We start from the raw sequence: 21,708 nt of genomic DNA on the forward strand, positions 1-21,708 counted from the left end.
CTCGGGGCGCTACCTTAGAGGTGTGAGTACTACGAGGGTCTTTGTGGGGCGTCTGGCCGGGCGCGGTGTGTTTGATCCCGCTGGCGACCGCATCGGCAAGGTGCGCGATGTTCTGATCGTGTATCGCGCGTCGAGCGCGCCGCGGGTTGTTGGCCTCATCGTTGAGATTCCGGGTAAACGCCGAGTTTTTGTGCCCATCAGTCGTGTCACCTCGATCGGTTCGGGCCAGGTCATTGCGACCGGGCTCATCAATGTTCGCCGCTTCGAGCAGCGCGGCGGCGAAACCCGCATGATTGCGGAGCTCGTCGGCCGTGAGGTGTGGCTCGCAAGCGAACAGGCTGGCGGCACCCCGATCAAAGCCACGATCGAAGACGCCGCGATCGAACGAGCGCGCAGCGGCGAGTGGCTAGTGTCAAACGTGTTTGTGCGACTGCCAAAGCCAGCCGGCCCCTTCAGCAAGGGTGACGCTCGCATCGTGAAGTGGGCCGACATCCAGCTGCCCAGCGCCAACGCGGCGGAGCAGTCCGCAGAGTTGCTGATCCAGACCCTGGTCGATCTCAAGCCAGCCGACCTCGCAGAGGCGCTGCTTGAACTCCCCCGGCAGCGCATGCTCAGGGTGGTTGAAGAACTACCGGATGAGCGTGTTGCCGACGCCCTCGAAGAGATGACGGAACCGGATCAGCTTGCGCTGCTCGCGCAGATTGCACCGAACCGAACCGCCGACGTGCTCGACCGCATGGAGCCCGACGACGCGGCCGACCTCATCGCTGCGCTGCCTGCCGCCAAGGGTGAAGAGCTGCTCGAACTCATGGAGCCGGAAGAGGCTGAAGATGTGCGCCGCCTGCTCGAGTACGACGCCGACACCGCGGGTGGCCTCATGAGCCCCTCGCCGATCGTGCTCTCGGGTGAATCAACCGTCGCGGAGGGCCTCGCAATGATCCGCCGCGCCGAGATCCCGCCGGCGATGGCCTCGGCCGTCTACGTCACTCACCCGCCGTACGAGACCCCCACGGGCGAGTACCTGGGCATGGTGCACTTCCAGCGCATGCTGCGTTTCCCGCCGCACGAGCGCCTGAGCGCGCTTCTCGACGCTGAAATTGAGCCGCTCTCCGCGAGCGCAAGCGCGGCCGAGGTGTCACGCCGACTCGCAAGCTACGACCTCGTTGCGATGCCCATCATCGACGACCAGGATCGTCTCGTCGGAGTGGTCACGGTCGACGACGTGCTCGACCACCTGCTGCCCGATGACTGGCGCCACGCAGACAACGAAGAATCGAACACAACGACCGCGGAGGCCGCACGATGAACCTCTTCAAGCGGGATCTGAATCTCGACGCACCTCTCGCCTCGGGCACACGCGCCGCCCGTCAGACACGCGGCAGCCGCGAAAACGGGCGCAACGAACGCTTCGGCCGCTGGACCGAGGGCATCGCTCGAGGCATGGGCACACCGTGGTTTTTGATGATCCTCACCCTCGTCTGCGTGCTCTGGCTCGCGTGGAACTCGTTCGGCCCCGAGGAGTGGCGCTTTGACTCGGCGGCGCTCGGCTTCACCGCGCTCACGCTGATCCTTTCGCTGCAGGCCTCGTATGCTGCGCCAATGATCCTGCTCGCCCAGAACCGACAGGACGACCGTGACCGCGTGCAGATCGAGCAGGATCGCCAGCGCGCCGAGCGCAATCTCGCAGACACGGAGTACCTCGCCCGAGAGGTTGTCGCCCTGCGGCTCGCCATGAAGGAGCTACCTGACCGCGAGTTTGTGAGGGCCGAGCTGCGGGCGCTGCTCGCTGATCTCGAGCTCGAGCGAAACACGGCAGATCAGGATCCCGAAGCACCGGGTTTGCAGCGATGACCGACGGGCCCAACACGCCACAATCGGCTCGGGATCAGGCAAACACAACCGAGCGCGCCGTCTGGGAGCAGCTTGACCGCGTTCAGGATCCCGAGATCATGCGACCTATCACCGAGCTCGGAATGGTGCAGGGGGTCTCGGTCGACGAGGCGGGCCACGCGGAGGTCTCGATCCTGCTCACAATCGCCGGCTGCCCCGCGGCACGCCGCATCGAAGCTGACACTCAAGCAGCGGCAGCGGCAGCCACCGGCGTCACGCAGGCCTCCGTCGAGGTCGGCGTCATGACTCCGAGCGAGCGCAAGGCCTTCATTGAGCGGGTGCGCGGCGACCGGGGTTCCCGACCGGTGCAGTTTGGCCCCGATTCGCTGACCCGCGTCATCGCGGTCACAAGCGGCAAGGGCGGTGTCGGCAAGTCCTCGCTGACGGCGGGCCTCGCGACCGCTCTCGCGGCGCAGGGACTCACCGTTGGCCTGATCGACGCTGACGTGTTTGGCTTCTCGATCCCGAGCATCATGGGGCTGAGCCGTGACGGTCAGACCGTTCAGCCGACGCAGGTGGGCGACATGATCCTCCCCCCGGTGGCGCACGGCGTCAAGGTCATCTCAATTGGCATGTTTTTGGGCGACGAGGATCCGCGTACCACCGCGGTGTCCTGGCGCGGCCCGATGCTGCACCGCACCATCGAGCAGTTCTTGCGTGATGTCTGGTTCGGCGATCTCGACGTGCTGCTGCTCGATCTGCCGCCCGGCACAGGCGATGTTGCGATCAGCGTCGGGCAGTTACTGCCGCAGGCAGAGGTTCTCGTCGTGACGACCCCCCAGGAGGCCGCAGCGGACGTAGCGGTGCGCAGCGCCCTGGTAGCCCGCCAGACCGGCCAGAAGGTGCTCGGAGTGGTCGAGAACATGTCGGGCTTCGTGCAGCCCGACGGCACCGTACTGGATCTGTTTGGGGCCGGGGGCGGCAAACTCGTCGCCGAGCGCCTCAGTGACGAAGAACACGGTGTGGTGCCGCTGCTCGGCAGCGTGCCGCTCAGCCCAGGGTTCAGGATCGCGGGCGACAGCGGTGACCCCGCGGTGCTCACCGAACCCAATGATCCCGCCGCAGCGGAGGTGCTTCGGATCGCGCACGAGCTCTCACGTCACGGCCGCGGCCTGGCGGGTCGACCGCTCACGGTCACGCCTCGTTAGCTCGGGCTACGTGGCTTCCTCGTCGTAGGCGAGGCCGACAGGGGCGCTCGAGTCAGTATCGGAGACCGCCGCACCCGCAACAACTGCCCCGGCAGCCGCAACTCCGGTTGAGCGAGCCGCCCTGCGCTCAGCGACCCGGGTCTCGCGCTCGTCTTCGAGAAGCGCGTCACGAATAATCCTTCGCGGGTCGTACTGACGGGGATCAAGCTGACGCCAATCCACCTCGTCGTACTCGGGGCCCATTTCTTCTTTGAGGCGATCCTTCGCGCCCTCAGACATGCGCTTGATGCTGCGCACCAGCTCACCGAGCTTCTTGGCGTAAACCGGGAGGCGATCCGGACCCACAACAAACATGGCGATCACGAGGATCACCAGAATCTTGTCAAACGTCAGGCCCATCTTCTCCATCGTAGTCGCCGAAGGTGAAAGTGATGACACAGCGGTGCATTTGGCGAGTGTCACGCGTGTGAGACCACCGGCAGCACCACGAAGCCCTACTCTTATGTGAGCGGCACACGGTGCACTCAAGACGCGCCGCCGCACACACTACGGAGGAGAACGTGAGCAAGCTCGAACGCAACTGGCAGTACGCCGAGCAGTACCCGGGCGAGACTGACGCGCTTGTGCGCGCTCGCAGGCTGTCGCTGGAACTCGGCATTGAGCCGGTCAGCCGCTCAGTTGGAGCGTACCTCTCTGGGATCGCCGCCCTGAACAAGGCCGAGGCGATCTTCGAGGTCGGCACCGGCGTGGGTGTCAGCGGACTCTCGCTGCTGCGCCACCTTCCAGACGCCACCCTCACCTCCATCGAGATCGAGCCCGAGCATCTGCGTGAGGCTCGCACGATCTTCGCCGAGGCAGGAATCCCTGCGGCCCGACTCCGCCTGATCGAGGGTGACGCACTCCACGTGATGCCGCGCCTCAACCTGGGCGCCTACGATCTTGTACTGCTCGACGCGAACACGGCGCAGCTGCTCGACTACTTCGAGCACGCGCTCAGCATCGTTCGCCCCGGTGGCTGCGTCATCGTTCCGAGTGCGTTCGCTCACGGTCAGGTTCCGGATCCCGCTGCGCGCGACGAGGCAACTCAAACGATGCGCGACTTGCTCGCCCTTGTCGCCGATTCACCTGCGATCGCTTCGATGCTGTCACCAGCGGGTGACGGGGTGCTCACCATCGTGCGGCTCGACGGCTAACAAAACCAACCACCACAACACACAAGTAAGGGCCCTGCTTCTGCAGGGCCCTTACTTGTCGTAAATCAGGAGTCGACTACTTGTCGAGCACTGACGCGAGCACGTCGCGCAGTTCCCCAGCCTCTTGATCGTTCACAGATACCACCAGGCGTCCGCCGCCCTCAAGCGGCACACGCACGACGATCACCCGGCTTTCACGCACCGCTTCCATGGGTCCATCCCCAGTCCTCGGTTTCATTGCAGCCATGGCGCCTCCTCGCAAGTTTGGTCAATCTCTTCTATTATCTGATAGCTTTCAGATTCGGCGAAATCGCGTTGCGTCATATGGCACCGTTTAGCCACGATTTGAGAGCCTCTGCACCCTCTTCGATCTGTGAAATTGCGACGCGCTCGTCGTCAGCGTGCGCCAACAACGGGTTACCCGGGCCGAAGTTCACGGCGGGGATTCCGAGAGCTGAGAACCGCGCCACGTCGGTCCAACCGAGCTTTGCGGTCGGCACGGTTCCGACGGCCTCAACAAAGCGCTGAGCGAGCGGTGCGTCAAGCCCCGGCCGCGCCCCCGACGCCTGATCAACGATCTCAACCTCGTCGGCGTCAGCAAAGAACTCCTTCACCACGGCGGCGGCTTCGTCGATGCTGCGACTCGGGGCAAAGCGGTAGTTCACCAAGAAGCTGCAGTGATCCGGAACCACGTTGCCCGCGACACCACCCTCGATGCCTACGGCATTCAATCCCTCGCGGTACTCCAGGCCATCGACCACTACCCGCTCGGGTTCGTGGGCAGCAAGTTTTTCAAGCAGCGCTCCCGCGCGGTGGATCGCGTTGACCCCCATCCAGCTGCGAGCGGTGTGGGCTCGTTTGCCCCGCATGGTGACGCGTGCGCGCAGGGTGCCGTTGCAGCCGCCCTCGATCGTGCCATTGGATGGCTCGCCCAGAATCGCGAAGTCTGCTTCAAACAGCGCCGGATGGTTGCGCATCGCGCGCCCCAGACCGCTCAGGTCGGCGGACACCTCTTCGTGGTCGTACCAAACCCAGGTGAGATCCACCGCGGGGTCGGTCAGCTCGGCCGCGAGTACCAGCTGCACCGCAACGCCGGCCTTCATGTCGACGGTGCCGCGCCCCCAGATCATCGCCTCTCCTGTTTCAGGATCAACGGTGTCGCGCACGGGCAGGTTTTCGTTGATCGGCACCGTGTCGAGGTGTCCGGCGATCGCCACCCGGCGGACGCGGCCGAGTTCCGTCCGCGCGATGATCGTGTCGCCGTCGCGCGTCACGCTCAGGTGGGGCGCGTGGTCGCGCAGCATTGCCTCAACCGCGTCGGCAATGGCGCGCTCGTCGCCTGAAACCGATGGAATGTTGCACAGCTGCCGGGTGAGCTCAACCGGGCCAACTGAAGGATCTAGGGGCTGCGTCGCTAAAGAAGTCACACAAGCAAGCCTAGAGGCTTGGCACAGATACGATGGTTCCCATGACTGATTCACGCTTCGCCTGGTCTGCAGGGCTCGCCACCGTCACTACCCAGGGCACCACACTCGATGCCTGGTTCCCCTCCCCCCTGCTGGGCAGGCGCCCTGACGATCGGGACCCGTGGATCGCACCAGCGGAACTCGCCAAACTGACCGGCACAGACGAGCGACGCGGGGTCGAGCTGCGCTTCGTGAACATCGAGATCGATCTGAACAAGGCCCCGGCCAGCACCGAAGACGCCTACTTGCGCCTGCACCTGCTGTCGCACTGCCTTGTTGAACCCAACACCATCAATCTTGACGGCATCTTTGGGTTGCTGCCCAATATCGCGTGGACGACGTCAGGCCCAATGCTGCCCGAAGATTACGCAGCCCGACTCCCCGAGTTGAAGCGCGCCGGGATCACAGCGGTTGGCCTCGATAAGTTTCCTCGCCTCACCGACTACGTTGTACCGCGCGGGGTGCGCATCGCTGACAGCTCACGTGTGCGCCTCGGCGCTCACCTGGCTCCCGGTACGACGGTCATGCACGAGGGCTTCGTAAACTTCAACGCGGGCACACTCGGCGCGTCCATGGTTGAGGGCCGCATCTCGCAGGGTGTCGTCGTCGGCGACGGTTCAGACATTGGCGGCGGCGCATCCATCATGGGTACGCTCTCTGGCGGCGGCTCGCAGCGCATCACGATCGGTGAGCGCGCGCTGCTGGGTGCAAACTCCGGGATCGGCATCTCGATCGGTAACGACAGCGTTGTTGAGGCGGGCCTGTACGTGACCGCAGGCACCAAGGTGCTGCTGCCCAAGGGCACGGTCGGAGACGCTGGCTCGGACGGCGAGCCGGTCGAGGTGAAGGCCGTGGATCTGTCGGGCCTGCCGAATCTGCTCTTCCGCCGCAACTCGCGCACTGGCGCGGTCGAGGCCATCCCCCGCGCGGGCTCGGGCATCGTGCTGAACGCGGCCCTGCACGCCTAGCAGCACCCCGTAGGGGTGCCCGTTCATCGACGGAGCTGGCACCCCGGCAGCGAGGCCTCCTCGTTCGCTGCCTCTGATGCGCCGCTACCCCTGAGCAACCACTCGGGCATACAGATCTGGCGCCCTACGGTCAAAGATTGCTGCACCCCAGCGAATCCCGATCACAAACACCACGGCTCCCCCGACGAGTCCAACCGCGAGCGTTGTCCAAGCGAGCCAAGGTTCTTCTGTGATTCCTGCCGCGATTGCGAAGCCAATGGCCGGAAGGGAAAGCAGAGTGAGGGAACCGTACGACCCCGCCATTCCGAGCATGCTCAACATGCCCGCTCCCGGTTTTGACGTAAACGGGTTCTCTCCCGACTGTGGCACGGGCATCACAAACAGTGCCGAACAGACACTCGCGACACCAAAACCGCCGAGTGTTACTGCGGCAGTAAGCCCGAGCAGGGTTGGCAACTGGTCAAACCGATCGACAATCGCCGTGGTCACCACCGCAACAATCAGAATCAGCGGAACCGCGACGATCGCGTTCGCCCAGATTCGCCCAAGCCGGTCATCAATCCCACGTACCCCACGCAACACGTGCGTACTGAATGCTGTGCCGTCATAGGAGATGTCGGTAAAGGTGCTGAGCGAGAGCAAAACAGCGACCGCGATGGTTGACCCCGGGAGCAGGATCGCGGCACCGGTTGGACCGGAGACGAACCCAAGCACGACTGGCATCACAAACACGACCATGAGGCTCTGCAGGTATCGGGGGTCTCGAAGCCAGTAGGTAAACGCGCGCGCCGCTATTGCACCGCGAGGCGTATCGGGAAACTTTCCGAACCAGCCCGTCCCGGAGCGCGCGGTAGCGCGAGATCCAGAGCCAACAGTGCCAAGGCTTGCGAGGAAGAGCGCCCGCCAAGCGATTCCCAGGACAAGCACTGTGGCGATAGCGATCACAAACTTCGCAGCGGCCGGAAGCCAGTTGGCCGAAGCGACTTCAGCGGGTACCGCCCACACCGCACCAAGCGGAGTCCACGAGAACACCTCTGCGATCGCGGGGAGACGATCGGCGATGCGCGCTATGCCATCCCCGATCGACAGCAAGATCGGACCGAGCATCATGAGCAGTAAAATCAGCAGGCCGCCAATCACCTCGCGGAACCTGCGGCTTGCCGTCGCGCGAGACAGGGCGGTGACCACCATCTGGCATCCGAGCACACACGTGATGGCTGCTACCGGAGCTAACAAAACAGCTGTGAGCGCCGCCGCCGGCGAGCGGAACCACGCGACCGCCGTCATGGCAGACACCAAAAGGGTGACAATACCGGGAATTCCGAACAGGCTCGCTGCGGCAACACCAGCAAGTTGCACGCCGGGGGTGATGGGTATGGCCACCAACCTTGCAGGGTCGAGAGTGCGGTCCATCCCCGAAAAAACGATCGGACCCACTATCCAGCCGAGCACAATGGCTACACCAACCAGTACCAACACGGTTCGGGCGACCTCGACTGGCACCAACGTGAGCCCGATGAGCCCAAACACCGCGCTCGTCAGAATGCCGAGACCGTAGAGTGCTCCGAGGATCGCCCCAACGAGCTGCCACGGATGCCGTCTCAGCGTGTTCCACATCACCACGAATCGAAGAGCAACAAGCACACGAATGCGCGCGAGCGCGCCGGTTCGTGCCTGGCTTTGAGACTCAGGTGCGAGCGCTCCGGCGGTCGTCAGGAATGATTCAGCCACGCCGGCCCCTGCAAATGTTGGCGACCACCGACAAGCTCGACGAATCGATCTTCGAGAGTGGACGTGCCGCGCACCTCGTCGACCGTTCCCGCTGCGAGCACTCGACCTTCCGCCACAACAGCAACGTGGTCGCACATTCGCTGCACGAGATCCATCGAGTGGCTCGACACGACCACGGTGCCACCACCGCGCACAAACCCGTCCAAGATGTCGCGGATATTTGCCGCCGAGACCGGATCGACCGATTCAAACGGTTCATCAAGAACGAGCAGTCGAGGCGCGTGCACAAGCGCGCACGCCAGAGCAACTTTTTTGGTCATGCCCGCTGAGTAATCAACGACGAGAGTGCCACCGGCTCCCGTAAGGTCGAGCATCGTAAGCAAGTCAGCACAGCGTTGAGCCGCAACCTCGGCGCTGAGACCGGCTAGCAGACCGTTGTAGGTGATGAGCTGTTCGCCCGTCAGCCGATCAAACAGCTTCACACCGTCCGCGAGCACACCGACGAGCTCCTTCGCTTCGGTGGGCCTCTGCCAGACATCGTTCCCAGCGATCAGCGCTTGACCAGCATCCGGCCGCAATAGTCCTGTGGCCATCGAGAGCGTGGTGGTTTTGCCAGCGCCATTTGGGCCAACGATGCCGAAACACGAACCCGTCGGAATAGCCAGCGAGATGCCGTCAACAGCTATCTTTTCACCGAATCGTTTGACGAGACCACGAAACTCTAACGCGGGCGCAGTGGCTACCATCCCGTCATTCACCCTGCTGCGTCCTAGCGGTTAATGTGGCGCTCTGGGCTGCCAATGTAGAGCTGCTGCGGGCGACCGATCTTGGTCTGCGGATCCTCGCGCGCCTCGCGCCACTGCGCGATCCAGCCGGGTAGGCGGCCGATCGCAAACAGCACGGTGAACATACGCGTCGGGAAGCCCATGGCCTTGTAGATGACACCCGTGTAGAAGTCAACGTTCGGGTAGAGCCTGCGCTCCTTGAAGTAGTCATCTTCGAGGGCGATCTGCTCGAGCTCTTGCGCAAGGCCGAGCAGCGGGTCGTTGACACCGAGCTCCTGCAGCACCTTGGCGGCGCTGTCCTTGACGATACGCGCACGCGGATCGTAGTTCTTGTAGACCCGGTGCCCGAAGCCCATAAGCTTCACGCCGTCTTCCTTGCGCTTCACCTTCTCAACGAAGGTCTCCACACTCTGACCGGAGTCGCGGATCTGCGCGAGCATGTCGAGCACGGCCTCGTTCGCGCCGCCGTGAAGCGGACCCGAGAGCGCGTTGATGCCGGCCGAAACGGACGAGAACATGTTGGCGCCGGTTGATCCTACGAGACGCACCGTAGAGGTAGAGGCGTTCTGCTCGTGGTCAGCGTGCAAAATCAGCAGCTTGTCGAGCGCATCGACGAGCACGGGGTTCATCACGTACTTCTCGGCCTTGTTGCCGAAGTTGAGACGCAAGAAGTTCTCGACAAAGCTGAGGTTGTTGTCGGGGTACAGGAACGCCTGGCCGATCGACTTCTTGTGCGCGTAAGCGGCAAGAATCGGCAGCTTTGCAAGCAGGCGGATCGTATTCACCTCTACAAACTCGGGCACCGCGGTGTCGAGCGAGTTCTCGTAGTAGGTCGACATGGTCTGCAGGCCGCCGGAGAGCACCGCCATCGGGTGCGCCGTGTGGGGCACTCCCTCGAAGTAGTAGCGCATGTCTTCGTGCAGCAGAGTGTGACGACGAATCTCGTTGTCAAACTCAGAGAGCTGATCGGGAGTCGGCAGCTCTCCGTAGATAAGTAGGTAGGCAACCTCAAGGAAGGTCGACTGCTGTGCGAGCTCCTCAATCGGGTAGCCGCGGTAGCGCAGAATGCCCTGATCGCCATCGATGTATGTAACCGCGGATCGCGTGGAAGCTGTGTTTACAAAGCCGTAGTCAAGTGCGGTCAAACCGCTCTGCCGAGTGAGCGAGCTCACATCAATTGCGGAGTTGCCGTCTACCGCCTGCGAGATCGGGAACTCTGCTGATCCACCGGGAAACGTCAGCTTCGCGGTCGCGGCATCCTGGCCGTGAGTCGATTCAGTCACGTCGTCTCCTTGTGGGTCTCAACTGGCGACGTGTCGGGTGCGACACCGCCATTCCTACACCATATCGGCTCCCGAGAGAGCACTAGGCCGCACTGCCGTTCCGACCTGTGCTCAACCTAGAATATCTTGACGTCGAGCAAAATGTCGATTCAGAGACTCGCCGAGATGCGCGAGGCAGCCTCCGCGACGTGTTCGTCGCTCGCGGTCAACGCGAGACGCACATGCTGCGGAGAATCATCTCCGTAGAAGTGTCCGGGGCCCACCACGATGCCCAATTTCGCGAACTCAGCGACACTGTCCCAGGCATCGACGCCGTGGGTCACCCACAGATAGAGCCCGGCTTCGCTCCCCTCGATGCGGTAACCGGCCGCGATCAGGGCAGGGGCGAGGATCTCGCGCCGTGCTCGATACCGGGCAAGCTGATCCGAGACATGGGTTTCGTCGGCCAGCGCCGCAATCATCGCTGCCTGCACCGGGGCGGGCTGCATGAGTCCCGCGTGCTTTCGCACGGTGAGTAGTTTCTCGACGAGTTCGGGATCTCCAGCGAGGAAGGCCGCCCGGTACCCCGCGAGGTTCGACTGCTTGCTGAGTGAGTACACGCTGAGCACGCTGCTGTGGTCTGTGCCCACGACACGCGGATCAAGGATCGACGGGATCCGCTCGACATCCCAGGGCGCTTCCCACCCAAACTCGGCGTAGCACTCGTCTCCAGCGATCACCGCTCCGAGTTCTCGAGCTCGCTCGACGGCGGCCTGCAAGGCGGCAATGTCTTTCACACGACCGTCAGGGTTCGAGGGTGAGTTGATCCACACCAGGCGCGTATTGGCTGGCCACTCAGCGGGGTCATCCGCTGCAACAGCGTCGGCCCCAACGAGCGCAGCACCCATTGCGTAGCTTGGGTAGGCAATTCGCGGGAACACCACGGCTTCGCCGCGCTCGATCCCGAGCAAAAATGGGAGCAGCGCCACCAGTTCTTTTGAACCGATCGTGGGGAGCACGGCTTCGGGCGCAACCGTCACACCGCGCCTGCGCAGGAACCACTCAGCGATCGCCTCACGCAGTTTTGGGGTGCCTGCGGTCGCCGGGTAAGCGTGGGCGTCGGTTGCGGCGGCGAGCTCCTCACGCACGCTCTCGGGGGTCGGGTCGACCGGAGAGCCGATGGAGAGGTTTAGCGGGCCCTGCGGGTGGCGTGCAGCCTCAGCGAGGTACGGCTCCATCGCGTCCCACGGGTAATCGGGCAGCGATTCCCGCACGGGCTACTCCCCCTGCGGCGGAAGGGCCGCGATGACAGGGTGGTCGAAGTTGTAGATGCCGACCTTGGCGGCGCCACCTGGCGAGCCAATCTCGTCAAAGAACTCAACGTTGGCCTTGTAGTAGTCAGACCACTCACTCGGCAGGTCGTCTTCGTAGTAGATCGCTTCGACGGGGCAGACGGGCTCGCAGGCACCGCAGTCAACGCATTCGTCGGGGTGGATGTACAGCGATCGCTCACCCTCGTAGATGCAGTCCACCGGACACTCATCCACGCACGCGCGATCCTTCACGTCCACACATGGAAGTGCGATCACATAGGTCACGACGCCCCACCTCTCGTCTCGTTTCGGGCCCCGCGGCAAACGCGGAGCGAATGGACCCAGTCTACCCGCGCAGGCGGGTGAGGGTTTGAGCGCGACACGGTTACATCATTCCTCGGGCACACGAATCGGGATAGAGGTTGTGACGATGGGTACTTCTGACGCCAGCTCGGGCACGACACCAGTGTCGCCCTCGCGCGGCAGAATACCCGCCGAGAGGCCACGGAATGCGCCCAGATCAGGTCCCTGGTCGTCGAGCAGCACCTCGCGGGGGCTCCCCCGACGAATCTCAACAACTTCTCCGCGCACCTCGACGGTGACCGGCTCAGTGCCCTCCACCAGCTCGAAAGTGATGCGCTGCTGCTCGATTGTGACGCTGACGCGCGAACCTCGCCACTCCAGCTTGAACGACAACGCTCCCCAGTGCGCGGGCAAGCGGGGATCGAAGCGAAGCCGCCTGCCAGCATCACGCATTCCTGCGAAGCCCTGTACCAGGGTCATCCAGACGCCACCGGTGGAAGCGATATGCACGCCGTCAGCTGAGTTCAGGTGGAGATCATCGAGATCGACTCGCAACGAGTGCGTGAAGTAGCGATAAGCGAGCTCGCGGTAACCGACCTCTGCCGCGATAACGGATTGCACGACCGCTGAGAGTGTCGAATCACCCGTTGTCAGCGCGTCGTAGTACTCGAAGTCTCGGCGCTTCTCGGCGCGGCTGAACTCGTCACTCGCAAGCAGGAGCGCCAATACGACGTCCGTCTGCTTGATCACCTGGAAACGGTAGATGACGAGCGGATGAAAATGCAGCAGCAGCGGTTTTTGTTCGGGCGGCGTGGCCTCAAGGTCCCACACTTCACGCTCAAGAAAGTGGGCGTCTTGCGGGTGAATCCCCACCTCTTCGGAGTACGGAACACACATCGCGTTGGCCGCGCGCTCCCACTCGTCGGCCTCAGCTGGATCGAAGTTAAGCCGCTCGATCATTGCAGCGTAGGTTTCCGGTTCTTCGAGCTGTAGCCTGCGCACAACCTCAACCGCAAAACGCAGGTTGAATCGCGCCATCACGTTGGTAAAGAGGTTGTCGTTCACAACCGCCGTGTACTCATCGGGGCCTGTGACGCCGTGAATGTGGAAGCTGCGGGAGCCGTCGAGGTTGTCTCTCCAAAAGCCAAGGCTGCACCAGAGTCTTGCGGTCTCGATTGGAATATCGCCGGCGTCGGATCGCATGAACTCGAGGTCTCCCGTTGCAGAGACGTAGCGCGCGAGCGCATAGGTGATGTCTGCGTTGATGTGGTACGCAGCAGTGCCCGCCGCGTAGTAGGCGCTCGCTTCCTCGCCGTTAATGGTGCGCCATGGGAAAAGCGCCCCCTCTTCGTTCAGCGTGATGGCGCGCTGTCGGGCCTGCGGCAGCATACGCTCGCGTGATCTCAGGGCGTTTCTCGCCCAGAAGGGTGAGGTGTACGTGAGGAACGGGAGCACGTAGATCTCCGAGTCCCAGAAGTAGTGGCCGCCGTACCCTGAGCCAGTGAGACCCTTGGCCGCGATCCCCCTGCCGTCTGCGCGCGCTGAGGCCTGAGCGAGCTGAAACAGGTTCCACCGAATCGCCTGCTGCACCCCTGGTTCCGCGTCAACACGCACGTCACTGCGATCCCAAAACGCGTCAAGAAAATGACGCTGACGGTCCCAACGGTCTTCTTCGGGTTCGGCTGCAACCTTGTCGAGCGTATGAACGCAGCGGTCAATCAGCTCTGAAAGCACGGCCGTTGCCGAGGAATGATAGGCCAGGGTCTTCACGAGCCGCACGGTCTGCCCCTGACGGGCGATCCCCTGGAACATATGGCGAACACGATCGCCCGTCGATTCGACCTGGCGCCGCCACTCGCCACCGTCCTCCGATTCGAAGAGGTGGTCAACGCCGATGCCGAGCCCCATGCTTGAATTGTGCACACGGAAACTCAACACGCTTCGATTTTCGTCGCTGTGGGTGGGGCCCGGATCCAGCACTCGGTCGCTCGCGGCCTCGCTCTTCCGGGGGTCCGCGATGCCGGGTTTTGTAGGCTCCTCGTTCTGCACCCGACCGACGTCTTGCCGGTTGATGATGAGGCTACTCACAGTGAGTTCTGCGTCAGCGTCGAGCACGGTAATGCGCATTTCGATCGTCGCCATGTGTCGTGAGTCAAACGACACCATCCGGCGAGACTCCACGCGCACTCGTTTTCCCGTGGGGGTAAGCCACAGGAGCGACCTTGTGAGGGTGCCGTTTTTCAGGTCGAGGATTCGCTGCACGTCGAGGATGTCGGAGGACTGAAGGTTGAGACGCTCATCATCGATGTAGATGCGGATACTCTTTGCGTCGGGCACGTTGACGATGGTCTGGCCCTGCTCGGCAAACCCGTAGGCCATCTCGGCGTGCCTGATCTGCCAGGTCTCGTGGAGCCCATTCACAAATGTGCCGTGGCTGCCGAGAGGTAGCCCCTCTTCGTGGTTGCCTCGCATGCCGAGATAGCCATTTCCGAGCGCAAAGATCGTTTCGTCCTGCCCCGCAAGAGCGGGATCGATTCCCGGCACCACCAATCGCCAGGGGTCGTCACCAAAGTCACGATGCAGTTCGTTCACTGGCGAATCCAATACCTCGGGGCCGAGAACCGGCGACCCCGAACCCGAGAGCCCAGGGCTCAGCCATTCAGCGCTCATCGTGTCAGCTCCTCAAGATCTTGCACCACAAGGTGCGCTCCGGCCCGGCGAAGCGCGGTCTCTCCCGCTCCGCGATCAACTCCAACAACAAGTCCGAAGCCACCGGCTCGGCCCGCCTCGACCCCAGAAATCGCATCCTCAAACACAACCGTGTTCTCGGGTTTCGCGCCGAGTTGCTCCCCTGCCCGTTGAAAGGTATCGGGAGCGGGTTTTCCTGGCAGCTGGTCCCTAGCCGCCACCACCCCGTCAACCACCGCGAGAAACCGATCACGTAGCCCCGCCGCCCGCAGCACCGGTTCAGCGTTACGCGAGCTCGACACCACGGCGAGTGGCTTCCCAAGATCCCTCAGCTGATCGAGCAAGTGCACACTCCCCGGGTAGGCAGCGATGCCGTCGCGTTCAAGAACCTCGGTGAACGCTTGGTTCTTGCGATTGCCAATCCCCTGGATGCTCGCCTGCCATTCACCACCGGTGTCGCCCTCCGGAAGCGAGATGCCCCTCGCTGAAAGCAGTGTCGCGACTCCCTCAAACCTCGCACGCCCATCGAGCGACTCGAAGTACTCTGCCTCTCGGTAAGGCGGCAGACCCATTTGTTCAAACAGAGCGTCAAAGGTCTGCTGCCAAGCGCGCCGATGCACCTCAACCGTCGGGGTAATCACCCCGTCAAGGTCAAAGAGAAACGCATCGAACGCTGCGGGCTCAAACTGATGTAAGGAGTCTCTGGTCACACCTCAAGGCTAGCCACCCCGTTGGCAGCGCGATACTCCATCGCCTGAGCGGGAGGTGAGTATCTGGGATCAGACAGCGAAGAGCAGCGTGACCCAGGCACCTCCGACCAAAAACGGCGCGAAGGGAATACTCGGCGGAGAACGGGAGCCATACCGACCCCGAATCGACTGGACACGCCGCGCGACAGCCAGTCCCAGAGCCCACACGCCCGCGGCAGTCCACGCAAGCGCAGTTGCCAGCAGCGCTGCAGTCCAGCCACCAAAGAACCCCAGGGTCAGGCCGACCGCCGAAGCCAGCTTCACGTCCCCACCACCAACTCCGCACCAGCATCCGAGCAGCAGATAGACGCAGAACAGCGCGGCCGCGCTCACAAGCCCTGAAAGCAGAGCATGAAACTGCAGGCCCGCTGAAAAGCCAGAGGGCACAAACAACGCAACAGCGCAGGGAAAGGTAAACAGAACGCACAGCCCCAGCAGCGCAGGCAGCATGACTTTGTTCGGGATCCTGCGCCACCTCACATCTGTGACCACGACCACAACGGATAGAACAAAGAACCACAGGAGCGCGAGCGCCGAGACGGGCGGGTTCAATGTTGCTGAAGGGATCATGCCTCAAGGCTGCCACTCGTCGCTATTTCTCGTTTAAGTTATCCACAGCCTGGCCCAGGTCTGCGGAGATTACGGCACGAGCGAAACCCGACCAAACCCACGAACCGTGAAGTTACCATGAGCAAATGCCTGACCTGAATCTCTCCCGGCTCGCCAACGACCTGTATCGATTGCCAATCCCCGGCGGTCCAGCGCATCTACTCAACGCGTATCTGTGGCGCGAGGAAGAAGAGATCACGCTCATAGATACCGGCTGGGCGGGCAGCGCCCCGCTATTTGATGAAGCACTACGCCAACTTGGCAGATCACGGTCAGACGTCAAACGCATCGTTCTGACACACTTCCACGAGGACCACGCAGGATCCGCCGCCGAGATCGCTCGTTGGGGAGACGTCGAGATCATCGCTGGCGCCGCAGACGCACCCTTCGTTTCGGGCACCCTACCCGGCCCGCTTCCCCAACTTACCGACTCAGAACGAACGATCCACGCCGATTCAGAAGACCCTCCGCAGGGTCCACCGTGTCGTGTCGACCGTGAGGTTCACGGCGGCGACGTCCTAGATTTTGCGGGCGGTGCCAGGGTCATCGAAGCACAGGGGCACACGCCGGGGAGCATCGCACTCTATCTGCCTGCCGCAAACACGGTTCTTACCGGCGACGCAGTCGCAGAATTCAACGGTGAGGTGATCCTTGGTGTGTTCAACACCGATCGAGAGGCAGCTCGACAATCACTCGCACAAATAGCGGAGACAAAGGCTCAGATTGCCGGCTTTGGGCACGGTAATCCAATCTTGAAAGATGCCTATCGGTTCATTCGAGAAGCACAGGATCCATTCGCTGCTTGAATCAGGCTGTAACCTCGGTGCCGATCCCGCTTTCGGTAAAGATCTCGAGCAGCACCGAGTGGGGTTCACGGCCGTCGATGATCGCGGCCTTATTGACCCCGCCACGCACGGCGTCGAGGCACGCCCTCATCTTCGGGATCATGCCCGATTCCAGGCTCGGCAGCATTCGCTCAAGCTCATCAGCTGTGAGCGAAGATACGAGCGAGTCGCGATCCGGCCAGTTTGCGTAGAGCCCCGCAACGTCTGTCAGAATCACCAGCTTCTCTGCGCCGAGAGCCGCAGCAAGCGCTCCCGCCGCTGCATCAGCGTTAATGTTCAGCGAATCGCCGGGCCGATCAACATCGGGGGCGATCGAAGAAACGACCGGGATCAGGCCTGCCTCAAGTAGCGCAAGCACGGGATCAACCCGCACCCCAACCACATCACCGACCAGACCGAGGTCCACAACCTCTCCGTCGACCTCAATCGGAGGGCGTCGCTTGCCAATGAACAGGCCCGCGTCTTCGCCCGTCGTGCCCGCGGCGAGGGGGCCGTGGGCGTTGATCTCGTCGACGAGTTCCGGGTTCACCTTGCCGGTGAGCACCATGCGCACAACGTCCATCGCCTCGGGGGTCGTCACCCGGTAGCCGCCCTTGAACTCGCTCTCGATGCCGAGCCGCGCGAGCATAGCATTGATCTGCGGGCCACCGCCGTGCACGATGACGGGGCGAATGCCGGTGTGGCGCAGGTACACCACGTCTTCGGCGAAGGCCTTCAACAGGTCCTGATCAACCATGGCGTTGCCGCCAAACTTAATCACCATGATCGCGTCGCGAAATTTCTTCAGCCACGGCAGCGATTCAATGAGCACCCCGGCCTTTGCTGCGGCCTGCTCGTGGTCGATTTCTCTAGTCAGTGTCAAGAGCGTCCCTAGCTTGAGTAAGCGCTGTTCTCGTGCACGTAGTCGTGCGTGAGGTCGTTGGTGCGGATCGTGGCGGAGTGCTCCCCCGCAAACAGCTCAATGCGCACGTGGGTCTTGCGCGGGGTCAGATCGCACTCGTCAACGGGACGATCAGGGGCACCCGCGTGGCAGAGCCTGACCCCGTTGAAGCTGACATCAACCTGGTAAGGATCAAACGCTGCTTCGGTTGTGCCGATCGCCGCGAGCACACGCCCCCAGTTGGGATCGTTGCCGAAGATCGCCGCCTTGAACAGGTTGTTGCGGGCGACGGATCGGCCCACCTCAATCGCGTCCGAGTCGCTGGCGGCCCCGAGCACCTCGATGTCGATGTTGTGGCTTGCGCCCTCCGCGTCGGCCTGCAGTTGAGCCGCGAGGCTGTCGCAGACGGCGGCGAGCGCGTTCGCAAACTCGGTCTCGTCGGGAGCAACTCCGGAAGCACCACTCGCGAGAAGCGTCACCTGATCGTTCGTCGACATGCAGCCGTCTGAGTCGAGACGATCGAAGCTGGTAGCGGTTGCGCCGCGCAGCGCACTGTCGAGCGCTGCGTCATCGAGCAGCGCGTCAGTGGTAATCACGACGAGCATCGTGGCGAGCCCGGGCGCAAGCATGCCTGCGCCCTTTGCCATCGCACCGATCGTCCAGCCGTCGCCACGGTGCACCGCGGTCTTCTCCACTGAATCGGTGGTCAGGATCGCCGCGGGCGCCGTGGTGTCACTGCCGCTGAGGGCGGCGGCGAGCGCGGGCACATTGCCGACGATCTTGTCGCGGAATGCCTGGTCCCCCGTGCCGATCAGGCCGGTCGAGCACACAAGGATCTGCTCGGGATCGGCGTTGAGCTCCGCCGCGACGGCCGCCGCCGTCAGTCGTGTTGTTTCGTAGCCGAAGTCACCCGTGAAGCAGTTTGCGCCGCCAGAGTTCAGAATGATCGCCCGGGCCGGGCCTTCCTGCGCTACCTTGCGGCTCCACAGGATCGGGTTCGCCTGCGCACGGTTGCTCGTAAAAACGGCTGCGCTCGCGTGCTGGGGCCCGTCGTTGACGACGAGCGCGAGATCCGGCTTACCAGTGCTCTTGAGGCCGACTGCAATTCCCGCCGAGCGGAACCCCTGAGGGGTGGTTACGGTCACGGTGCTACTCCATTCACGCTGAGTCCGGTGGTTTCGGTGATCCCGAGTGCGATGTTGGCCGATTGGATCGCGGCACCCGCTGTGCCCTTGGCGAGGTTATCGAGGGCGGCAACTACCACAACGCGGCCCGCCGCCTCATCAACCGTTATCCCCATGAGGCAGGTATTGGCGCCGAGAGTGTCGGCCGTGCGAGGATACTGCCCATCGGGCAGCACCTGCACAAACGGCTCGGCGGTGTAGGCGTCCTCCCACGCAGACCGAACTTGAGCGGCGGTTGTGCCCGGTACGAGGCGGGCTGTGGAGGTAGCGAGGATGCCGCGGCTCATGGGCACCAGCACCGGCGTAAAGCTGATGCTCGGTTCGCCTGTGGCCCCGGCCCCGCGCAGTGCCTGGCGAATCTCGGGAATGTGGCGGTGTGTGCCACCAACGGCGTAGGGGTTCGCAGTTCCCATAAGCTCGGCGCCGAGCAGGTGGGTCTTCGCAGCCTTTCCGGCACCGGAGGGGCCCACCGCGAGCACCGACACAATGTCTTGTGCTTCGATCACGTCGGCAGCAATGCCGGGGGCGAGCGAGAGCGCCACGGTCGAGGCGTTGCAGCCGGGCGCCGCGATCCTTGTTGCGCCCGCGAGGTACTCGCGCTGACGGGTCCAGATGGGTGCTCCGTCGGCGGCACGCTCGGCGATGATGAGCTCTGGGACACCGTAGCTCCAGGCCTCGTGGTGTTCGCCACCGTAGAACTCGGCCCAGTCTGCTGAGCTCGTGAGACGGTGATCCGCCCGCAATCAATTGCGAGGCGCACGTTTGTGAGCTGCGCTGTGAGTTCGCCCGAGGCACCGTGTGGCAGCGCAAAGAACACCACATCGTGACCGTCGAGCACGGCGGGTGTCGTCTCCTGCAGCGTCAGGTGCGCAAGAGATCGAAGGTGGGGTTGAGATTCGATCAGCGGTCGCCCGGCACTTGAGTGCCCCGTAACCGTGCGGATCTCAAAATCCGGGTGCTGTGCGAGCAGGCGCAGCAGCTCGCCACCCGCATACCCGCTGGCTCCCGCAACTGCAACGCTGTAGCTCATCGACGCTCCTCAAATCCGCAGCAAACCCCTCCTATTCTGGCACCTCATTGGGGTGTTGCTATTCCCGCCTTACCGATATCATTGATATCACGTGAAAAAGGAGGGATCCACAATGGCACAGCTTCTCATTCGAAACCTTCCCGAGCCGGTAAAAGAAGAGCTGCGAGAGCGGGCGCGCGACAACGGTAGGTCACTTGAAGCCGAGGTTCGTAAGATTCTCGTCGACCTCGTCGCAGCCAGTCACGAGGACCCGGTGCTCTCTTGGCTCGGCAGCAGTGAGCGATTCCGTAGCCACCACGGAGGCGTGGATCTCCATTTGCCCGAGCGACAGGCCCCACGCCCGGTCGATTTCGAGTAGTGGCGTCCAGGTAATCATGATTATTGTCGACACAAATGTCTGGTCTGAAGCACTCAAGCCCGAACCAAACCAGACAGTTCTCGAATGGCTTCGCCTGCACTCCAACGAAGCAACATTGACCGCAGTATCTGTGTTTGAGATGCGCTACGGTGCGAGCATTCTCCCGCCAGGTTCCCGCCAAACCGAGTTACAAACTCAAATAGACAGCATGATTTCAGCGATGTCTGCCCGCACACTCAACTACGACGCAACCGCTGCCACCGCACACGCCCGCTTCGCAGCGAGCGCACGGGTTGACGGCCGCGCCCTCAGCCGAGAAGACGGCCAACTCCTCGGAATCGCCGCGGCGAACGGCTGCAAAATTGCCACGCACAACGTGCGCGATTTTGAAGGGTTTGGGGTCGAGATCATTGATCCTTGGCTGAAGCAAACTGCCGCATAACCCCGGGTTGCGCTCAAAACGATAAGAATGCGGCCATACCGCAGCTTTAAAAGCCACAAGCCCTCGAGCGGACCTACTCGACTCAGCGATTCTTGAAGTGAGGCTCCCGCTTTTCCGCGAAGGCGCGCATGCCCTCTTTTTGGTCTTCCGTCGCGAACGCAGCCGCAAAGGCGTGGCGTTCGAACCGCAGGCCCTCCGAAAGCGGCATCTCTTGGGCAGCCTGCAGAGCATCCTTGGCGGCGTACACAGCCAGCAGAGACTTGGAAGCGATTGTCTCCGCGGTCTTGCGAGCTTCGTCGAGCAGATCGGCAGCTGGCACGACCCGCGATACGAGCCCCGACCGCTCGGCCTCTTCCGCGCCGATCATACGGCCGGTCAGCACCATCTCAGCGGCCTTCGCTTTACCAATCGCGCGCGGCAGCCGCTGCGATCCGCCGAACCCGGGAATGACACCCAGGTTGATCTCTGGCTGCCCAAATTTTGCGGTGTCTGCCGCAATGATGATGTCGCACATCATCGCGAGCTCACACCCGCCACCGAGCGCAAAACCGGCTACCGCTGCGATCACCGGTGTGCGCATGCGCTCGAAGCCCTGCCAGCCGGGAAAGGGTCCGCCCAGGTACATGTCACTAAAACCGAGTTCAGCCATCTGCTTGATGTCGGCACCAGCGGCGAATGCCCGCTCCGAACCGGTGATCACGATCGCCCCGATTTCGGTGTCAGCATCAAACCTGAGCGCGACCTCGACAAGCTCAGTCAAGAGTTCAGAGTTCAACGCGTTCAGCGCTTCCGGCCGGTTCAAGGTGATGTAACCGACGCGGTTCTGCACGTCGGTCACGATGCTGGTGTACTCGGTCATTGAGT

General features: G+C 62.9%; 22 protein-coding genes and 1 pseudogene. 8 read left to right on the forward strand and 15 right to left on the reverse strand.

Going from position 1 to position 21,708, the window contains the following annotated elements:
- Nucleotides 1-22: 22 nt before the first annotated feature.
- Genes G7068_RS03415 through G7068_RS03425 form a run of 3 tightly spaced genes read left to right on the forward strand, consistent with a single transcriptional unit; the run spans nt 23 to nt 3,038 of the window.
- Nucleotides 23-1,306, forward strand: a complete 1,284-nt coding sequence (locus G7068_RS03415; RefSeq protein ID WP_166288896.1) for a magnesium transporter MgtE N-terminal domain-containing protein — start codon at nt 23-25, stop codon at nt 1,304-1,306.
- Nucleotides 1,303-1,851 carry a DUF1003 domain-containing protein gene (locus tag G7068_RS03420; RefSeq protein ID WP_166288899.1) on the forward strand — a complete coding sequence of 183 codons (549 nt, stop codon included), beginning with the start codon at nt 1,303-1,305 and terminating at the stop codon, nt 1,849-1,851. The genes G7068_RS03415 and G7068_RS03420 overlap by 4 nt, the downstream gene beginning before the upstream one ends.
- Nucleotides 1,848-3,038: a P-loop NTPase gene (locus G7068_RS03425; protein WP_166288902.1), complete on the forward strand. Its 1,191-nt coding sequence runs from the start codon at nt 1,848-1,850 to the stop codon at nt 3,036-3,038. The genes G7068_RS03420 and G7068_RS03425 overlap by 4 nt, the downstream gene beginning before the upstream one ends.
- 6 nt (nt 3,039-3,044) lie before the next feature.
- On the opposite strand, the gene G7068_RS03430 is transcribed toward G7068_RS03425, so the two are convergent.
- Nucleotides 3,045-3,437: a twin-arginine translocase TatA/TatE family subunit gene (locus G7068_RS03430; protein ID WP_166292972.1), complete on the reverse strand. Its 393-nt coding sequence runs from the start codon at nt 3,435-3,437 to the stop codon at nt 3,045-3,047.
- 161 nt (nt 3,438-3,598) lie between these two features.
- Here G7068_RS03430 and G7068_RS03435 point away from each other — a divergent pair, with 161 nt between their 5' ends.
- The gene (locus G7068_RS03435; protein WP_166288905.1) at nt 3,599-4,231 is read left to right on the forward strand and encodes an O-methyltransferase; all 633 of its coding nucleotides are present in this window, start codon (nt 3,599-3,601) and stop codon (nt 4,229-4,231) included.
- Nucleotides 4,232-4,307: 76 nt separating this feature from the next.
- Here G7068_RS03435 and G7068_RS03440 read toward each other — a convergent pair whose 3' ends face one another.
- Together G7068_RS03440 and dapE are read right to left on the reverse strand one after the other, a co-directional pair.
- Nucleotides 4,308-4,478 (reverse strand): DUF3117 domain-containing protein, encoded by a 171-nt coding sequence (locus G7068_RS03440; RefSeq protein ID WP_166288908.1) that lies wholly within the window; start codon nt 4,476-4,478, stop codon nt 4,308-4,310.
- A 73-nt stretch (nt 4,479-4,551) separates the two neighbouring features.
- Nucleotides 4,552-5,658 carry a succinyl-diaminopimelate desuccinylase gene (dapE, locus tag G7068_RS03445; RefSeq protein WP_166288911.1) on the reverse strand — a complete coding sequence of 369 codons (1,107 nt, stop codon included), beginning with the start codon at nt 5,656-5,658 and terminating at the stop codon, nt 4,552-4,554.
- A 41-nt stretch (nt 5,659-5,699) separates the two neighbouring features.
- On the opposite strand from dapE, the gene dapD reads away from it, so the two are divergent.
- Nucleotides 5,700-6,665 (forward strand): 2,3,4,5-tetrahydropyridine-2,6-dicarboxylate N-succinyltransferase, encoded by a 966-nt coding sequence (gene dapD, locus G7068_RS03450; protein WP_166288914.1) that lies wholly within the window; start codon nt 5,700-5,702, stop codon nt 6,663-6,665.
- Nucleotides 6,666-6,749: 84 nt separating this feature from the next.
- Here dapD and G7068_RS03455 read toward each other — a convergent pair whose 3' ends face one another.
- From G7068_RS03455 to G7068_RS03490, 8 genes are all read right to left on the reverse strand, one after another.
- A complete protein-coding gene (locus G7068_RS03455) occupies nt 6,750-8,396 on the reverse strand; it encodes a transporter (RefSeq protein ID WP_166288916.1) in 1,647 nt (548 codons plus the stop codon).
- Complete coding sequence (locus G7068_RS03460; protein WP_166288919.1) at nt 8,378-9,142, reverse strand: ABC transporter ATP-binding protein; 765 nt, start codon at nt 9,140-9,142, stop codon at nt 8,378-8,380. The genes G7068_RS03455 and G7068_RS03460 overlap by 19 nt, the downstream gene beginning before the upstream one ends.
- A gap of 23 nt (nt 9,143-9,165) precedes the next feature.
- Nucleotides 9,166-10,464, reverse strand: a complete 1,299-nt coding sequence (locus tag G7068_RS03465) for a citrate synthase (RefSeq protein WP_166288922.1) — start codon at nt 10,462-10,464, stop codon at nt 9,166-9,168.
- Nucleotides 10,465-10,613: 149 nt separating this feature from the next.
- Nucleotides 10,614-11,717: a succinyldiaminopimelate transaminase gene (gene dapC / locus G7068_RS03470; protein WP_166288926.1), complete on the reverse strand. Its 1,104-nt coding sequence runs from the start codon at nt 11,715-11,717 to the stop codon at nt 10,614-10,616.
- 3 nt (nt 11,718-11,720) lie between these two features.
- Nucleotides 11,721-12,041, reverse strand: coding sequence for a ferredoxin (gene fdxA / locus G7068_RS03475; protein WP_166288930.1), 321 nt, complete (start codon nt 12,039-12,041; stop codon nt 11,721-11,723).
- Between the two features lie 105 nt (nt 12,042-12,146).
- The gene (locus G7068_RS03480) at nt 12,147-14,729 is read right to left on the reverse strand and encodes a glycoside hydrolase family 65 protein (RefSeq protein WP_166288933.1); all 2,583 of its coding nucleotides are present in this window, start codon (nt 14,727-14,729) and stop codon (nt 12,147-12,149) included.
- Complete coding sequence (locus G7068_RS03485) at nt 14,726-15,457, reverse strand: HAD family hydrolase (protein ID WP_166288936.1); 732 nt, start codon at nt 15,455-15,457, stop codon at nt 14,726-14,728. Before G7068_RS03485 ends, G7068_RS03480 begins: the two co-directional genes overlap by 4 nt.
- A gap of 69 nt (nt 15,458-15,526) precedes the next feature.
- Nucleotides 15,527-16,066, reverse strand: coding sequence for a prepilin peptidase (locus G7068_RS03490; RefSeq protein WP_166288939.1), 540 nt, complete (start codon nt 16,064-16,066; stop codon nt 15,527-15,529).
- 125 nt (nt 16,067-16,191) lie between these two features.
- Between G7068_RS03490 and G7068_RS03495 the strand changes: the two genes are divergently transcribed.
- Nucleotides 16,192-16,911: an MBL fold metallo-hydrolase gene (locus tag G7068_RS03495; RefSeq protein WP_166288943.1), complete on the forward strand. Its 720-nt coding sequence runs from the start codon at nt 16,192-16,194 to the stop codon at nt 16,909-16,911.
- Nucleotide 16,912: 1 nt separating this feature from the next.
- Here the strand turns inward: G7068_RS03495 and argB are convergent, their stop codons facing one another.
- From argB to argC, 3 genes and pseudogenes are all read right to left on the reverse strand, one after another.
- A complete protein-coding gene (argB, locus tag G7068_RS03500) occupies nt 16,913-17,812 on the reverse strand; it encodes an acetylglutamate kinase (protein ID WP_166288946.1) in 900 nt (299 codons plus the stop codon).
- Between the two features lie 8 nt (nt 17,813-17,820).
- Nucleotides 17,821-18,975, reverse strand: coding sequence for a bifunctional glutamate N-acetyltransferase/amino-acid acetyltransferase ArgJ (gene argJ / locus G7068_RS03505; protein ID WP_166288949.1), 1,155 nt, complete (start codon nt 18,973-18,975; stop codon nt 17,821-17,823).
- A pseudogene (gene argC / locus G7068_RS03510) lies at nt 18,972-20,044 on the reverse strand (N-acetyl-gamma-glutamyl-phosphate reductase). Before argC ends, argJ begins: the two are co-directional and overlap by 4 nt.
- A gap of 112 nt (nt 20,045-20,156) precedes the next feature.
- Here argC and G7068_RS03515 point away from each other — a divergent pair.
- Together G7068_RS03515 and G7068_RS03520 are read left to right on the forward strand one after the other, a co-directional pair.
- Entirely contained in the window at nt 20,157-20,402 is a 246-nt protein-coding gene (locus G7068_RS03515) for a FitA-like ribbon-helix-helix domain-containing protein (protein ID WP_166288953.1), read from the forward strand.
- 16 nt (nt 20,403-20,418) lie between these two features.
- Complete coding sequence (locus tag G7068_RS03520; protein ID WP_166288957.1) at nt 20,419-20,844, forward strand: PIN domain-containing protein; 426 nt, start codon at nt 20,419-20,421, stop codon at nt 20,842-20,844.
- An 82-nt stretch (nt 20,845-20,926) separates the two neighbouring features.
- Here the strand turns inward: G7068_RS03520 and G7068_RS03525 are convergent, their stop codons facing one another.
- Entirely contained in the window at nt 20,927-21,703 is a 777-nt protein-coding gene (locus G7068_RS03525) for an enoyl-CoA hydratase (RefSeq protein WP_166288961.1), read from the reverse strand.
- Nucleotides 21,704-21,708: the final 5 nt, after the last annotated feature.

Origin of the sequence: Leucobacter viscericola (assembly GCF_011299575.1) — a bacterium.
GTDB lineage: Bacteria > Actinomycetota > Actinomycetes > Actinomycetales > Microbacteriaceae > Leucobacter > Leucobacter viscericola.

Bases quoted from the DNA above. Each gene is read 5' to 3' on its own strand.
- G7068_RS03420 (WP_166288899.1), top strand. From the start codon at position 1,303: ATGAACCTCTTCAAGCGGGATCTGAATCTCGACGCACCTCTCGCCTCG.
- G7068_RS03425 (WP_166288902.1), top strand. From the start codon at position 1,848: ATGACCGACGGGCCCAACACGCCACAATCGGCTCGGGATCAGGCAAAC.
- G7068_RS03430 (WP_166292972.1), bottom strand. From the start codon at position 3,437: ATGGGCCTGACGTTTGACAAGATTCTGGTGATCCTCGTGATCGCCATG.
- G7068_RS03440 (WP_166288908.1), bottom strand. From the start codon at position 4,478: ATGGCTGCAATGAAACCGAGGACTGGGGATGGACCCATGGAAGCGGTG.
- dapD (WP_166288914.1), top strand. From the start codon at position 5,700: ATGACTGATTCACGCTTCGCCTGGTCTGCAGGGCTCGCCACCGTCACT.
- G7068_RS03460 (WP_166288919.1), bottom strand. From the start codon at position 9,142: ATGGTAGCCACTGCGCCCGCGTTAGAGTTTCGTGGTCTCGTCAAACGA.
- G7068_RS03480 (WP_166288933.1), bottom strand. From the start codon at position 14,729: ATGAGCGCTGAATGGCTGAGCCCTGGGCTCTCGGGTTCGGGGTCGCCG.
- G7068_RS03490 (WP_166288939.1), bottom strand. From the start codon at position 16,066: ATGATCCCTTCAGCAACATTGAACCCGCCCGTCTCGGCGCTCGCGCTC.
- G7068_RS03495 (WP_166288943.1), top strand. From the start codon at position 16,192: ATGCCTGACCTGAATCTCTCCCGGCTCGCCAACGACCTGTATCGATTG.
- G7068_RS03515 (WP_166288953.1), top strand. From the start codon at position 20,157: ATGGCACAGCTTCTCATTCGAAACCTTCCCGAGCCGGTAAAAGAAGAG.
- G7068_RS03520 (WP_166288957.1), top strand. From the start codon at position 20,419: ATGATTATTGTCGACACAAATGTCTGGTCTGAAGCACTCAAGCCCGAA.
- G7068_RS03525 (WP_166288961.1), bottom strand. From the start codon at position 21,703: ATGACCGAGTACACCAGCATCGTGACCGACGTGCAGAACCGCGTCGGT.